The 14,045-nt window shown below is 70.3% G+C and carries 13 protein-coding genes, 4 tRNA genes and 1 pseudogene; 8 read left to right on the top strand and 10 right to left on the bottom strand.

Annotation, left to right across the window (positions count from 1 at the left end):
* Positions 1-261 precede the first annotated feature (261 nt).
* Together manA and B042_RS0119460 are read left to right on the top strand one after the other, a co-directional pair.
* Positions 262-1,446 carry a mannose-6-phosphate isomerase, class I gene (manA, locus tag B042_RS0119465; RefSeq protein ID WP_028649750.1) on the top strand — a complete coding sequence of 395 codons (1,185 nt, stop codon included), beginning with the start codon at positions 262-264 and terminating at the stop codon, positions 1,444-1,446.
* Between the two features lie 116 nt (positions 1,447-1,562).
* Positions 1,563-1,937, top strand: a complete 375-nt coding sequence (locus tag B042_RS0119460) for an FKBP-type peptidyl-prolyl cis-trans isomerase (protein WP_028649749.1) — start codon at positions 1,563-1,565, stop codon at positions 1,935-1,937.
* 80 nt (positions 1,938-2,017) lie between these two features.
* On the opposite strand, the pseudogene B042_RS25390 reads toward B042_RS0119460, so the two are convergent.
* A pseudogene (locus B042_RS25390) lies at positions 2,018-2,619 on the bottom strand (acyl-CoA dehydrogenase family protein); the annotation flags it as partial.
* A 177-nt stretch (positions 2,620-2,796) separates the two neighbouring features.
* Between B042_RS25390 and B042_RS0119450 the strand changes: the two are divergent.
* Together B042_RS0119450 and B042_RS0119445 are read left to right on the top strand one after the other, a co-directional pair.
* A complete protein-coding gene (locus B042_RS0119450; protein WP_028649748.1) occupies positions 2,797-3,438 on the top strand; it encodes a TetR/AcrR family transcriptional regulator in 642 nt (213 codons plus the stop codon).
* Between the two features lie 147 nt (positions 3,439-3,585).
* The gene (locus tag B042_RS0119445) at positions 3,586-4,032 is read left to right on the top strand and encodes a carboxymuconolactone decarboxylase family protein (RefSeq protein WP_028649747.1); all 447 of its coding nucleotides are present in this window, start codon (positions 3,586-3,588) and stop codon (positions 4,030-4,032) included.
* Between the two features lie 64 nt (positions 4,033-4,096).
* Here the strand turns inward: B042_RS0119445 and B042_RS0119440 are convergent, their stop codons facing one another.
* Positions 4,097-4,639 (bottom strand): hypothetical protein, encoded by a 543-nt coding sequence (locus B042_RS0119440; protein WP_028649746.1) that lies wholly within the window; start codon positions 4,637-4,639, stop codon positions 4,097-4,099.
* Positions 4,640-4,885: 246 nt separating this feature from the next.
* Here B042_RS0119440 and B042_RS23910 point away from each other — a divergent pair, with 246 nt between their 5' ends.
* Positions 4,886-6,637, top strand: a complete 1,752-nt coding sequence (locus B042_RS23910; RefSeq protein WP_051415803.1) for a Na+/H+ antiporter NhaC family protein — start codon at positions 4,886-4,888, stop codon at positions 6,635-6,637.
* 50 nt (positions 6,638-6,687) lie between these two features.
* Here B042_RS23910 and B042_RS26260 read toward each other — a convergent pair whose 3' ends face one another.
* The 5 genes from B042_RS26260 to B042_RS0119410 all read right to left on the bottom strand — a co-directional run bounded on the left by B042_RS26260 (position 6,688) and on the right by B042_RS0119410 (position 8,508).
* Positions 6,688-6,942 carry a hypothetical protein gene (locus tag B042_RS26260; RefSeq protein ID WP_028649745.1) on the bottom strand — a complete coding sequence of 85 codons (255 nt, stop codon included), beginning with the start codon at positions 6,940-6,942 and terminating at the stop codon, positions 6,688-6,690.
* Between the two features lie 596 nt (positions 6,943-7,538).
* Positions 7,539-7,612: transfer RNA gene (locus tag B042_RS0119425), tRNA-Val, on the bottom strand.
* 60 nt (positions 7,613-7,672) lie between these two features.
* Positions 7,673-7,745 (bottom strand) — tRNA-Gly (locus tag B042_RS0119420).
* Positions 7,746-7,810: 65 nt separating this feature from the next.
* Positions 7,811-7,883: transfer RNA gene (locus B042_RS0119415), tRNA-Gly, on the bottom strand.
* 193 nt (positions 7,884-8,076) lie between these two features.
* A complete protein-coding gene (locus B042_RS0119410; RefSeq protein ID WP_028649744.1) occupies positions 8,077-8,508 on the bottom strand; it encodes a roadblock/LC7 domain-containing protein in 432 nt (143 codons plus the stop codon).
* Between the two features lie 376 nt (positions 8,509-8,884).
* Between B042_RS0119410 and B042_RS0119405 the strand changes: the two genes are divergently transcribed.
* Positions 8,885-9,727 (top strand): aminotransferase class IV, encoded by an 843-nt coding sequence (locus tag B042_RS0119405; protein WP_028649743.1) that lies wholly within the window; start codon positions 8,885-8,887, stop codon positions 9,725-9,727.
* Positions 9,728-9,797: 70 nt separating this feature from the next.
* On the opposite strand, the gene B042_RS0119400 is transcribed toward B042_RS0119405, so the two are convergent.
* Positions 9,798-10,220 carry an SsgA family sporulation/cell division regulator gene (locus B042_RS0119400; RefSeq protein WP_028649742.1) on the bottom strand — a complete coding sequence of 141 codons (423 nt, stop codon included), beginning with the start codon at positions 10,218-10,220 and terminating at the stop codon, positions 9,798-9,800.
* A 469-nt stretch (positions 10,221-10,689) separates the two neighbouring features.
* Here B042_RS0119400 and B042_RS0119395 point away from each other — a divergent pair.
* Positions 10,690-10,763, top strand: a tRNA-Val gene (locus B042_RS0119395).
* Between the two features lie 202 nt (positions 10,764-10,965).
* Here the strand turns inward: B042_RS0119395 and B042_RS0119390 are convergent.
* On the bottom strand, positions 10,966-11,259 hold the full coding sequence (locus B042_RS0119390) for a PGPGW domain-containing protein (RefSeq protein WP_036555638.1): 294 nt from the start codon (positions 11,257-11,259) through the stop codon (positions 10,966-10,968).
* Between the two features lie 537 nt (positions 11,260-11,796).
* Between B042_RS0119390 and thrS the strand changes: the two genes are divergently transcribed.
* Positions 11,797-13,773, top strand: a complete 1,977-nt coding sequence (gene thrS / locus B042_RS0119385; RefSeq protein WP_028649740.1) for a threonine--tRNA ligase — start codon at positions 11,797-11,799, stop codon at positions 13,771-13,773.
* Between the two features lie 67 nt (positions 13,774-13,840).
* Here thrS and B042_RS23900 read toward each other — a convergent pair whose 3' ends face one another.
* The gene (locus tag B042_RS23900; protein ID WP_036555636.1) at positions 13,841-14,038 is read right to left on the bottom strand and encodes a hypothetical protein; all 198 of its coding nucleotides are present in this window, start codon (positions 14,036-14,038) and stop codon (positions 13,841-13,843) included.
* Between the last annotated feature and the right edge of the window lie 7 nt (positions 14,039-14,045).

Here is a 14,045-nt window from a genome sequence, read left to right as displayed (position 1 = left end):
ATACGGGTGTGTCGCTCTCCGTTTGGTGACGTCCCGGTACTGGTCCGTGGGTTCCCGGTCATGGTTTGGCCGTCGGTAACTTCATCGCCGCTTCCCAGTCCCGGGAGCGTTGGATATCCGCCCGCCTGGCACGGTGGGGTGTGTACCACTCCGGACGCGGGGGTGGGCCGTATCGACCTCGGCACCGTGTTCCGCGACACTGGATGTCACCCCGCCGGGGTGTCCGCGGGGTGAGGACACGCACATGGGAAGGCGGAGCGGATGCTCAGGCTCACCAACCAGGTACGGCCGTACGCCTGGGGTGCCCGGACCGCGATCCCCAGGCTCCTGGGCACCGAGCCCGATGGCACCCCCCAGGCCGAACTGTGGCTGGGAGCCCACCACGGCGCGCCCAGCACCGTGCACCCGGACGGGGGGCCCGTCCCCCTGCCCCGGTTCATCGCCGACGACCCCCACGGCGTACTCGGCCCCCGCACCGTCGAACGCTTCGGCGCCCGGCTCCCCTTCCTGCTGAAGTTCCTGGCCGCCGACGCGCCCCTGTCGCTCCAGGTGCACCCGGACACCGCCCGTGCCCGCTCGGGTTTCGAGGCCGAGGAACGGGCGGGCATCCCCGTTGGCGCCCCGCACCGCAACTACCGCGACCCCCACCACAAGCCCGAACTCCTCCTGGCCCTGGATCCCTTCGAGGCGCTGTGCGGGTTCCGCGAGCCCGCCGCGGCCCGACGGGACCTGGAGGGCCTGGAGGGCGAGCTGGCCGGACTGCTGAGACGGGACCTGGCGGTGTCCGACACCCACGAGGCCCTGCGCTCGGCGCTGACCCGCCTGCTCAGACTGCCCGTGCCGGAGCGCGGACGACTGCTCGCCGAGTTCGTCGCCGAGTGGTCGGCCTGCGGTGGGCGCGGCGCGCACACGGGCATCGTCACCGACCTGGCCGACCGCTACCCGGGCGACCCGGGCGCCGTGGCGGCCCTGCTGCTCAACCGGGTCACCCTCCGGCCCGGCCAGGCCCTGTTCCTGCCGGCGGGCAACCTGCACGCCTACCTGCGCGGAACGGCCGTCGAGGTCATGGCCAGTTCCGACAACGTGCTCCGTGCCGGGCTCACCCACAAGCACGTGGACGTGCCCGAACTGCTGGACGTGGTGGACTTCTCGGTCCTGCCGGTCCCCTACACCGGCCCACGCCGCTTGGACGGGCGCCGCGAGTTCCGCCCGGAGGCGCCCGAGTTCACGCTCCACGAGATCGGGCCCGGGCGCGTCGCCGCGTACCTGCCGGGGGAGGGGCCCTCGGTGGTGCTGGTCCTGGACGGCCGGGTGGAGATGGTCGCTGAGGTCGGCCACGGCCTCACCCTGGTGCGCGGGGAGTCGGTGTTCATCCCCGCCGGCAGCGGGCCGGTCAAGGTCGAGGGGCGCGGCCACGTGGTCGCGGCGACCGTCGGCGCCCTGTGAGAGGACCGTTCCGCGACGGGGCGCGGCACCTCCGGGGCCTCTCCGCGCCACGGGCCCTGCCCGGCGCCGATACGCTGGCCCTTCGACGAAGCTCCGACAACACGAGGGGAACCACCATGGCCCTTGAGCGTCCCGAGATCGACTTCCCGGGCGGCCCGCCGCCGGCGGACCTGGAGGTCACGGACCTCACCATCGGGGAGGGCGCCCAGGCCGGGCACGGCAGCAACGTCGGCGTCCACTACGTCGGAGTCTCCCACTCCACCGGTGAGGAGTTCGACGCCAGTTGGAACCGCGGCACCCCGCTGAACTTCCGCCTGGGCGCGGGCATGGTCATCCCGGGCTGGGACCAGGGGGTCATGGGTATGCGCGTGGGTGGCCGCCGCAAGCTGGTCATCCCGCCGCACCTGGCCTACGGAGACCAGAGCCCGACCCCGGCCATCAAGCCGGGGGAGACCCTGGTGTTCGTCGTCGACCTGGTCGACGTCGCCTGACACCGGGGCCGCACGAGAACGGGGCCCGTGGCGTGCTCCCCGGCGCGCGGCACGGGCTCCGTTCTCGTGCCCGCTGCTGATTCGGAGGTCCATCCCATGTCGTGGTCGACCGGGAAGCAGGTCACGCCCCCGTCGGCGCCCTTCTCCTGGTCGGTGACGGCGAAGACCATGGTGAAGTCGGCCTGCTCGCCGCCGGTGATGAAGGTCTTCTCACCGTTGATGACCCACGCGTCGCCGTCGCGGACCGCGCGGGTGCGGAGGGCCTTGGCGTCCGACCCGGCACCGGGCTCGGTGATGGCGAAGCAGGAGTGGCGGTCACCGTTGATGGTGGGGAGCAGGTACCGCTCCTTCTGCTCCTCGTTGGCGTGGAAGAGGATGTTGTCGGCGCTGCCGCCGAACCTGAAACTGGCGAAGGTGCGGCCGAGCCCGGTCTCGACGAGGGCGACGGAGAGGGGCCCAGGCCCATGCCGCCGTACTCCTCGGGGGTGTCCACGCCCCAGAAGTCGGACTTGCGGGCCAGTTCACGCAGGCCCGTGGTCTCCTCCGCGGTGAGGCCCGGAACGTGCCCCTCGCGCTCACGGCGCAGGACCTCATTCTCCAGTGGCATGAGCTCGCGCTCCACGAAGGTGCGTACCCAGCTGCGGACGGCGCGCTGCTCGTCGGTCAGCGGGAAGTCGATCACGGCCGCTCCCCGTAACCTGACGACGTTCGGTTATTTGAGGGTGCGGTGTCCCCCCTCAGGCCCGCAAGCCCGCGTCCACTCGAAAGAACGGCCCCGACCGTGCGCGAACGTGCGATGATCAGCCCGGAAGGGACGGATCGGACCGTCCGCCGCTGAACCGAGAAGGGAACCCCGTCAGTGGCCCGACCCAGAACGCCGATCCTGAGCAAGCCCGCTATCCGCGCCGCCGCTCTGGCCCTCATCGACCGCGAGGGCCTGGAGTGGCTGTCCATGCGCAAACTCGCCCAGGAACTCGACGTGCAGGCGGCCTCCCTCTACAGCCACTACCGGACCAAGGAGGAGCTGCTCGGCGAGGTGGCCGACGAGGTGACCTCGCGCATCGACGTCTCCGGGTTCGACGGCGGCGACTGGCGCGAGGGAATCGGCTCGTGGGCCCGCTCCTACCGCGCCGCCCTGGCCGAGCACCCCAACCTCGTCCCCGTCGTGGCGGCCGGTCCCGGCCGGCGCGACGAGGCGCTGCGCCGCGCCGACGTCGTCCAGGGCGCCCTCGTCCGGGCGGGATGGCCCCCACGCTACGCCACGATGATCGGAGCCTCGGCCAAGTACCTCGTGGTGGGTGCCGCCACCCAGTCCTTCGCGCGCGGCTTCGCCGACGACGTGTGGGTCTACCGCGACCGCTACCCCAACCTGTCCCAGGCGCACCGGTTGTCCGAGCACGCTGCTGAGATCGACCAGGCCAGCTTCGACCTGGCCCTGGAGGCCTTCCTGGACGGGCTCGCCCGCGTCTTCGAGCGGGTCCGGGCGACCAGCGCCGGATAGGGTTCACAGGAGCGCCGGGCCCGGGTCTGAGCCCTGTGTCCGGAGAGCGGGCCCGGGAGCGCCGTTGAGAGGACTTCGGGCGGGCGGTCGTGCCATGGTGGTGTCGAACGGCCACTACGAGGAGTGGCGGCGGACGAAGGGGGACCCATGGCCGGAGCACGCGTGATCTGGGCCAAGAAGCTTCCCGAGGTGTACGGGAAACTCGACGAGATCGACAAGGTCGTCGCCGACCACCTGGATGGCACGCTCCTGGAACTGCTGAAACTGCGTTCTTCGATCCTCAACGGCTGCGCCTTCTGCGTTGACCTGCACACGGAGAAGGCGCTCAAGGAGGGGGAGAGCCGCCAGCGCCTCTTCCAGGTGGCGACCTGGCACGAGGCGGGCGCGATCTTCACCGACGCGGAGCGGGCCGTCCTCGCGCTCACAGACGAGATGACGCGGATGGGGGAGGGCGGGGTGAGCGAGGAGGTCTACGACGCGGTCGCCGAGCACTTCTCCGACGAGCAGGTCGCCGCGCTGATGGCGGCGATCGCGATGATCAACCTCTACAACAGGTTGGCCGTGGCCTCGCACCTGCGTCCGCGCAAGCACTGAGCCCGCGAAGCGTCGGTGCCCGGCCGGAGAGCGCTCCCCGGCCGGGCACCGACGCGGTGAACGGTCAGCTGGTCGGCTGCTCATGCTCGCGGGTCTCGCCCCCGGCCTTCTCCGCGGCGTGGCGCCCCTTCTCCGTACGTGCCTTCTCCTCGTGGGGCTTCTCGTGGGCGGCCCGGTAACCGGCCCGGTAGGAGGCCTCCGCTTCCCGGGCCTCCTGATCCCTCAGCTCCGCCTTGGACGGCCAGCCCGCCGTCATGCCGTAGATCACTAGGACGTTGACGGCGATCACCACCAGCGACCACAGCGGCATGGCGAACAGGAAGACCAGTTGGGCGATGATGTTCAACGCGGCGAGCACCACGCCGAACACCCGGGCCCACGTGCTGCCGGACAGTACGGAGAAGCCCGCGATGACCAGGACCGCCCCCCACAGGGCCAGCAGGGCACCCCAGGCCCCGTACTCCAGGAAGAGCATGTTCGCCTCGGTGGCGATGTAGAACTCCGGAGTCACGAGGGCGACGAGCCCCTGGCCGATGTTGATGACGCCGATGACGATCAGCAGTGTCGCGACGAAGAACTGCCAACCGTTCGCTGATGTCTTGCGCATGGTGTCGTGCCCCCTAGCGGCCGCCCGGGCCGGACCCTCACCGGTCCGGGACCGTGGGCGGAACCTCGGATGTCACAGTGCGGACGCGCGGATACGCGCACCGTTGCGTTCATCATCCGACAACGGTGGTCAGCGCTCTCCCAACATTCCTCGCAAATCAGGCAAAGCTCGGATTTTCTGTCGGGTAAGGCCCGGTGCGCACCAGCACACTTCCGATGTGGGGTCCCCCGCCCGGAAGGAACGGCGATGGCACAGAGCAGACCGACCACGGACGGCACCGGTCACCGCGCACGCCGCCGCACTTCCGCCGCCGTGCTGGCCGCCGTCGCGGGTGTGGCCCTCCTGGGCGCCTTCGCGGCGGGCAGCGTCCCCGCCGGAACCCTCCGGGAACCGGGGGACCTGGAGCCGGGGGGCTGGTGGTCGGTCCTGCCGCCCGTCCTGGCCATCGGCCTGGCGCTCACCACACGCCAGGTCCTGCCCGCGCTGTTCGCCGGTGTCTGGCTGGGGGCCTGGCTCCTCGAAGGACTGTCCCCGGCGGGGCTGGCCCTGTCCCTGCTCGACTCCGCGGGGATCTATGTCGTGGGTGCGCTCGCCCGTGCCGACCGCATCACGATCGTCCTCTTCACCCTGATGATCGGCGGGCTGGTCGGTGTCATCCGCAAGAACGGCGGCACCGACGGGATCGTCCGCGCCGTGACCCGGTGGGCCTCCACCCCCCGCCGGGGCCAGGCCGTCACCGGCGGCCTGGGGCTGGCCGTCTTCTTCGACGACTACGCTAACACCCTGGTGGTCGGCAACACGATGCGCCCCGTCCTGGACCGGCTGCGCGTCTCCCGCGAGAAACTCGCCTACATCGTCGACTCCACGGCCGCGCCGGTGGCCACCCTCGCGCTGCTGTCCACATGGATCGGGTTCCACGTGGCCCTCATCGACGAGTCCGTCGCCGGGACCGGCCTGGCGATGGGCGGGTTCGCCGTCTTCGTCGAGTCCCTGAAGTACGCCTTCTACCCGGTTCTGGCGGTCGTGTTCGTCTTCGCGGTCGCCCTGACCGGCCGCGACTTCGGCCCGATGCTCGCGGCCGAGCGCCGGGCCCGCACCACCGGCGCGGTCCTGCGGGAGGGCTCGCACCTGGGTGCCGGAGGTGCCGACGCGCTGGAACCGGCGACGGAGACGCCCCGCAGGCTCCTCAACGCGCTCGTGCCGATCCTCGTCCTGGTCGCCACGACGGTCACCGGACTGCTCACCACTGGCCAGGGTGACTCGTTCGTGATGCGTGTCGGCAGCGGGGACGCCTTCTCCTCCCTGCTGTGGGGCTCGCTCCTGGCGCTGGCCGCGGCGTGGGCCATGAGCGCCGCCCAGCGCATCCTGACTCTGGGGGAGGTCGTCGACGCCTGGTTCCAGGGAGTCACGTCCGTGATGTACGTGATCGTCATCCTGACGCTGGCCTGGTCCCTGTCCGACATCACGGCCCTGCTGGGCACGGCTGACTTCATCGCCGGAGCACTCGGCGGGGTACTGCCGCCCTTTCTCCTGCCGACCCTGCTGTTCGTGGTCGCTGCCGCCGTGGCCTTCGCCACCGGCACCAGTTGGGGGACCATGGGCGTCCTGACGCCGTTGGCGGTCCCCCTGGCGTGGGCGGTGCTGGAGGCCCGGGGCCTGGCCGGTCCGGAGGGCCACCCCCTGCTGTTCGCGTCGGTCTCCACCGTCCTCGCGGGAGCGGTGTGGGGTGACCACTGCTCCCCCATCTCCGACACCACGGTGATCTCGTCGCTGGCCTCCCGGTGCGACGTGGTCGACCACGTGCGCACCCAGTTGCCCTACGCGCTCTTCGTGGCGGCGGTCGCGATCGTCCTGGGCCTGCTGCCCGTGGGGCTCGGCCTGCCCTGGTGGGCGGCGATGCCCCTGTGCGCGGCGGCGGTCGCGGGAGGGCTGTGGCTCCTCGGCGGCCGCTCCGACCGGGAGCCGGAGCCCGCTTCCGGTCCGGAGGGCGCGCCATAGGCGCCCCGGGGGTGCGGCCGTGCCACCGCCGTACCCCCGGCCATGGCGGGTCAGCGCACGTAGGGCCCTCCCGCGGACTCCCAGCCGAGCCGGTGGGTACCCAGAGGGGCCGTGCCGTCGTCGGCGTAGTAGTGGTAAGCGAAGAGGTCCTGGTGGCCGGGGCCGTGGCAGACCAGGATCTCGGTGCCCCTGCCCCTGCCCCTGCCCCGCGTCATGCCGGTGCCGCTGCGGTTGTGGCAGGGGCCGATAGCGCTCCCGGACCGGCCGACCGTGGCGCGGTAGGTGCTGTCGGCCCCTGGCAGCACAGGTCGAAGGAGACGAACAGGTAGTACCAGCCCTCGCGCCCGAACGGGGCCTCGATGGGGTTCGCCGCCCCGGCCCGTGAGCGAGTACGGGGCGTGTCCGGCATCCTGCGGTGGGAGAAGGGCGCGGGGGTGACGTGCGGTTCGGGCGGGCACCCGGGGGCGTGTGCCGTGGAGTGCTGGCAGTGACCATCAACTGTGGCACTGCCGTCCCATGATCATTCGCGCAGCGCAAGTAAGGGCTTTTTCAACGTCAATGCGTCGACCCACGTGTCACTGCGGACCGCTCACTGCCCGTGGTTGCGGGGGCAACCAAGCAATGCCTCGGCGAGGGGGCCGTCCGGGGCCCTTCCCAGCAGATGCGGCGAGGCAACCCGGTGGGTGCGTTCACGCGCGAGCGGGGCCGTCTCGCCGAGTGGATCCTGGGCAGACCGACTGCAGTCCACGAGGCGCGGCCCCGCGATGCAAACGAGCGTTCTGTTCAAGCTCGTCGATGAAGGGGCCCTTGGCCAGAGGGGGTGTCTCGGGGGCTTCCCCGCTAGACACGGCGGAAGACCCGGCGAGGGGCACAGGGCCCGAGCAGGGTCTTCCAGATTCCGTGGGCGATACAGGATTCGAACCTGTGACCTCTACCGTGTCAAGGTAGCGCTCTAACCAACTGAGCTAACCGCCCGGCGACCTTCTCCCGTTCAGTGCGAGCGGGACCGGCCTGCGGCCCGTGCGGGCCTCTTCGAGCGGACGACGGGATTCGAACCCGCGACCCTCACCTTGGCAAGGTGATGCTCTACCAGCTGAGCCACGTCCGCATGTGATCGGGTGTTTGTCCCGAATCGGCACGGCGCACCGAACCGGTGCGCCGCGCCGTTCTCCGAGCGGACGACGGGATTCGAACCCGCGACCCTCACCTTGGCAAGGTGATGCTCTACCAGCTGAGCCACGTCCGCGCGGCGAGTCCTGCGGGCCTCCGGCTGTTTCCGGGGGTCCTGCTCGCTGCGTTGAGAACTCTAGCGGATTCCTGGCCGAGCGCGAAATCGGTCGCCCTTCACCTGTGCGTCACCCGCCCACACCTTCCACGGAGCCGAGCGTTCAGCGGAGCGTGCCCCGCGGGCCCCGCCTCCCGTGTTCACACCGACCGACTCAGCCCTCCAGGTGAGCGGGGCTGGAGGGCATGTCGGGCCGTGGCGGCGCGGAGAGGTACTGGCCGACTCTCTCGATCACCTTGTTCATCTCGTAGGCGATCAGGCCCACGTCGCTGTCGGAGTCCGACATCAGGGCCATGCAGGCCCCCTCGCCCGCCGCGGCCACGAAGAGGAAGGCCCGGTCCATCTCGATGATGCTCTGGCGGATGTTGCCAGCGGAGAACTGTTTGCTGGCTCCGCCCGCCAGGCTGTGCAGCCCCGACGCGATCGCGGACAGGTGCTCGGCGGCAGGGTGGTCCAGGCCGCTGGAGGCGGCCATGAGGAGTCCGTCGGTGGAGAGGACGATGGCGTGCTGAGTGCCGGGGGCGCGCGTGAGGAGGTCGTCCAGCAGCCAGCCGAGTTCTCCGCGTGTGGTGCTCGTTGAAGTCATGGCTCTCTTCGCTCTGTCGTCGTTCGGGCGTGACGGGAAGGCGTGCTCTGCGGCGTCGGTGGTTCCGGTGGGGGCCGGGGTGAGTAGGTGGCCCCGCATAAGCGTTGCCCAGATGATAGTCATTCGTAACTTATCTGTCTGTGCCCTTCTCCAGGTGGCTTTGCTGTACGGGTGGAAGGGGAGATCCGTGACCAGTAGTGATGCCACGGGGGTCGTGTGTCGGAGGCCGTGCCGCGGCCGGAGTTGGACAGGGGTATTGCCAAGCCGCCGTCTTCGGCGGTAGAGGGCGGGCTCCTTCCCCGACCCGGTGCGACGGTGGGAGGATCGTTCGTGAGTCGCCGCACCGGGCAGCGCGTTCGAGAGCTGGGGGTTGGGCATGAGGGTGTGGATCGCCGGAGCCGGGTTCGGGAGCGGATCCGTCGTCGAAGCGGACCAGGCACGCATCTCCGTGTTCGATCACGGGATCACGGTCGGGGACGGCGTGTTCGAGACGGTGCGGGCCAGGGAGGGCCGCCCGTTCGCGCTCACCCGCCATCTGCGCAGGCTCGCCCGATCCGCCGCCGGGCTGGGTATGGACGAGCCGGACCTGGAACTGGTCGCCGACGGTGTCGGACGGGCCCTGGCGGCCAACGCCGACGTCGTCGACGCCAGGGTGCGGATCACCGTCACCGACGGGACCGGGCCCCTCGGCTCCGACCGCGCTCCGGGGGAGCAGACGGCCATCGTGGCGATCAGCCCCTTCCCCGAGGTCAAGCCGTCGGCCGACGTCTCCGTGGTGCCGTGGAAGCGCAACGAGTTCGACGCGCTCGCCGGTCTCAAGACCACCTCGTACGCGGGCAACGTCCGCGCGCTCGCCTACGCCGCCGAGCGGGGCGCCTCCGAGGCGCTCTTCGCCAACGTGAGCGGGAACCTGTGCGAGGGGACCGGCAGCAACGTGTTCGTGGTGGCGGACGGCAGGCTCCTCACGCCGCCGCTGTCGGCCGGGCCGTTGGCGGGCATCACCCGCGAGCTCGTCCTGGAGTGGTTCGGCGGAGAGGAGGAGGACGTCCCCATGGGCCGGCTCCCCGAGTGCTCCGAGGCGTTCCTGACCTCCACCGGGCGCGACGTCCAGCCGATCCTGCGCATCGATGGCCGCCGGGTCTCCCCGGAGGCCGGACCCGTCACGAGGAAGGCGATGGCGGTGTTCGCGGAGCGCTCCGCCGAGCTGATCGATCCCTGACAGGCGCGCGTACGGGTGCGGGGGCCGCGTGGAGTAACGCGGCCCCCGCACCCGTAGCGGGCGTGAGCGGTCAGGAGGCGAGGTGCTGCTGGATCTCCTCGTCCAGGTCCACGAAGGACGGCTCCTGGCCCGCGGGCACGATCTCGTAGGTGCGGTGGAGGAACTCGGCGAGCGGGGACACCTGGGTGTCGAACTCCGCCTGGCCGAAGGGGGAGGAGAGGGCGATGCTCACGGTGCGCTCGCCGTGCTCGTCCTTGGAGGGCCACACACGCACGTCGCCCTCGCCCACGGCGCGGACGATGCCGACCGTGAGCAGTTCGCGCGCGAAGATCCACTCGACCGGGTCCTCCTCGCCGGTGTGGAAGGCCACGCGGACCGCGTACGGGTCGTTCGCGCTGTAGTCGGCGCGCGCGGCCAGGGGCACCGAGGCGCGTTCGGGGACCACGAGCCGCAGGCCCAGCTCGGCGGTGGCAGTGGTGTCGCTACTGTTCATGTTCGCCAAACCTTTTCTCGTCCGGCCCTGGTGCGCGCGGCACGGGTCGGTTGCCGTCTCACTCGCTCCAACGAGGCCGTCCGCGGACTATGACGTGAGTACGGGGACTTTCTTGGTCGGGTGGGACCGGTGGTGGTGCTGCCCGTTGGGGGTCAGCGCGCCGCATCACGGCATCCCGGTCCTTCGTCACTGTAATGACCAGGAGAAACAAAAGATTTCCCAACCCCGGGTGGCCCACGTCACGCCAGAGTAATGAAGAGGTGTCCCCCAGGGTGCGGCGGGGTGCGGGAACCCTGCGTTGGGCCGGTGTTTCGGTGTCGGGTTGTGGCATTGAAGAGAACATGTCAGCGTTGTTCTGTGATCTACGTCACATGTCTTGAGGGCGGCGGGCGATGAGTGCTCCGAGCACCCCCGAACATGCGCTAGAGTCTCTGTTGTCCGGCTCGGGAGAGCCGGAAGCAGCAGGTCCGGGCGATTAGCTCAGTTGGCTAGAGCGCGTCGTTCACACCGACGAGGTCACTGGTTCGAGTCCAGTATCGCCCACGGACTGAGGACGACCCTGCTCGGGGGCCTTCGGCCGCCTTGCCGGGTCGTCCTTTGTGTTGTCGTGGGCGCCCCCCCCGAGCCCCCGGTGTGCCGCTCGTCCTGGTGACCGTCGCGCTTCGTGGCACGGGTCCGTTGGCGGGGTGTGCGGTCGGGTTCCTGGGAGACGACACGAGAGCCGGTCCTCGCCCGTGCGGGGTGCCTATTCGGCGGCGGAGGGCTTGGCGCCCGTCGTGCGCCGCTTGCGGTAGCGCCGCAGGAGGTCGTTCTTGAACCGCTCCCCGTGCTTCTCGGCGATACGGAACCACCGGCGGGTCGGGCGCAAAAGGCGGTGGGCCCAGCCGAACTCGGTACTGAGGATGAGCAGCCCGAGAATGATCCCTGCGGCGCCGGGGCCAGGGGTCACCAGCATGACCGTTCCCGCCAGGATGACGAGTGTGCCGACCACCCCGACCCCGATCCGCCAGGGCAGGTGCAGCACCGGGTGGGCGTGCATACGGCGTCGAAAGAGTCGGAGGTGTGCGCGCATCCTCCGCCAGCGGCGGACGCGCACACGCTTGGGGGATGTCTCCGGGGCCGGCGGTCCGTGGGAAGGGCTCGGTGACATGCGCTCACATTATTCGGTCGAGGCAAGTGGGCGATTGGGTCTGTGGGGCAGCGGTCGGACGTCTGCTGATTGTCACCGATCTCGGGGCGGCGATCAATCCTCTCCGGCCGAGTTGTGCATGTCGCCCGCGCATGGCCCCTGCCGCCCCGACGTTCCGCGGCACGGGTGTGTGCGGAGCGACGCCGGCCGTCGTTTCCGTGTGTGCGGCACTGTGCCCTGTGCGGCCGAATCCCGCGACCGAATCACGCCGTTCCGTGACGGGTGCCCGCGTCCGGTGCGGACCCCGGACACGGCCCGGACGGCCTGTGGACAACGTGGAGCGCCCCGCGCGGTCAGCCGATACCATCGGACCCGAAACGCCCTCCCGCCCCCGTGAGCGGCGGGTACGGGTGTCGACCGACGAACCACGCATCCCTAGGAGTCACCGTGTCCGCCGCGCCTGAGCTGCACGTCACCCTCGCCGGAACCCCGCGTGCGGTGGCGGCCACGACCACGGCGGGCCAGGCGCTGGAGGCCGACGGCAGGACGGTCATCGCGGCCCTGGTCAACGGCCATCAGCGCGACCTCGCCTGGGAACTGGCCGACGGCGACACCGTCGAACCGATCGCCATCGACTCCGAGGAGGGGCGGGCGATCCTGCGCCACTCCACCGCGCACGTGCTCGCCCAGGCCGTCCAGGAGCTCTTCCCCGAAGCCAAGCTGGGCATCGGCCCGCCCGTGGAGAACGGCTTCTACTACGACTTCGACGTCGCCGAGCCCTTCACCCCCGCCGATCTGAAGGCCATCGAGAAGCGGATGCAGCAGATCATCAAGCAGGGGCAGCGCTTCGACCGCCGGGTCGTCACCGACGAGGAGGCCCGCGCGGAGCTGGCCACCGAGCCCTACAAGCTGGAACTGATCGACATCAAGGGCAGCTCCGCGGCCGACGCCGCCGAGGGCGCCTCCGCCGAGGTCGGCGCGGGCGAGCTGACCATCTACGACAACGTCCACCCGCGCACCGGTGAGCAGTGCTGGAAGGACCTGTGCCGCGGCCCGCACCTGCCCACCACCAGGGTCGTCCCGGCCTTCAAGCTCATGCGCACCGCCGCGGCCTACTGGCGCGGCAAGGAGACCAACCCGCAGCTCCAGCGCGTGTACGGCACCGCCTGGGAGACCAAGGACGCGCTCAAGGCCTACCTCACCTTCCTGGAGGAGGCGGAGAAGCGCGACCACCGCAAGCTCGGCTCCGAGCTGGACCTGTTCTCCATCCCCGACGAGATCGGCTCCGGCCTGGCGGTCTTCCACCCCAAGGGCGGTGTCATCCGCCGAGTGATGGAGGACTACTCGCGCAAGCGCCACGAGGAGTCCGGCTACGAGTTCGTCTACACCCCGCACGCCACCAAGAGCACGCTCTTCGAGAAGTCCCAGCACCTCTCCTGGTACGCGGACGGCATGTACCCCCCCATGCAGCTCGACGGCGGTCAGGACTACTACCTGAAGCCGATGAACTGTCCGATGCACAACCTGATCTTCGACGCGCGCGGACGCTCCTACCGCGAGCTGCCGCTGCGCCTGTTCGAGTTCGGCACCGTGTACCGGTACGAGAAGTCGGGTGTGGTGCACGGCCTCACCCGCGCCCGCGGCTTCACCCAGGACGACGCGCACATCTACTGCACCAAGGAGCAGATGGCCGACGAGCTGGACTCTCTGCTGACCTTCGTGTTGGACCTGCTGCGCGACTACGGCCTGGAGGACTTCTACCTGGAGCTGTCCACCAAGGACCCGGAGAAGTACGTGGGCGGGGACGAGGTGTGGTCCGAGGCCACCGACACCCTGCGCCAGGCCGCCGAGAAGCAGGGCCTGGAACTGGTCATGGACCCGGGTGGCGCCGCCTTCTACGGTCCGAAGATCTCGGTGCAGGCCAAGGACGCCATCGGCCGCACCTGGCAGATGTCCACCATCCAGTTGGACTTCAACCTGCCCGAGCTGTTCGACCTGGAGTACACCGCCGCCGACGGCACCCGTCAGCGGCCGGTGATGATCCACCGTGCCCTGTTCGGCTCGATCGAGCGGTTCTTCGCCGTCCTGCTGGAGCACTACGCGGGCGCCTTCCCGGCCTGGCTCGCCCCGGTGCAGGCGGTCGGCATCCCCATCGCCGACGAGCACGTGCCCTACCTGCGCGAGGTCCAGGCGAAGCTGCGCGCGGAGGGCATCCGCGTGGAGGTGGACGCCGGCGACGACCGCATGCAGAAGAAGATCCGCAACGCCCAGAAGCAGAAGGTGCCCTTCATGCTGCTGGCCGGCGACGACGACATCGGCAAGAACGCCGTGTCCTTCCGCTACCGCGACGGCTCCCAGAACAACGGGGTGCCGGTCGACGAGGCGGTCGCCGAGATCGTGGCGGCCGTGCGCGAGCGCCGCTGACACCGACCGCGAGCGCCCGCCCGGAGTTCCGGCCCGGAGTTCCGGGCGGGCGCTCGGTGCCGTGCCCTCAGTCGTCTCTGAACAGGCCCTTGCGGTAGGTGCCGGGGTTGGGTTCGGGGTCCGGTGCGGTTTCCTCGTCCTCGTCCTTGAAGAGGTCTTCACGGGAGATGCGGGCGGTGGAATTGGGGTCCGGTGCGGTTTCCTCGTCCTCGTCCTTGAAGAGGTCCTCGCGGGAGATGCGGTGTGTGGAGTCTGGATCGCTCATACGGCGG

Origin of the sequence: Nocardiopsis sp. CNT312 (genome assembly GCF_000515115.1) — a bacterium.
GTDB lineage: Bacteria > Actinomycetota > Actinomycetes > Streptosporangiales > Streptosporangiaceae > Nocardiopsis.
The sequence above is the reverse complement of the archived record's forward strand: the minus strand, read 5'-3'. Positions and strand labels throughout refer to the sequence as shown.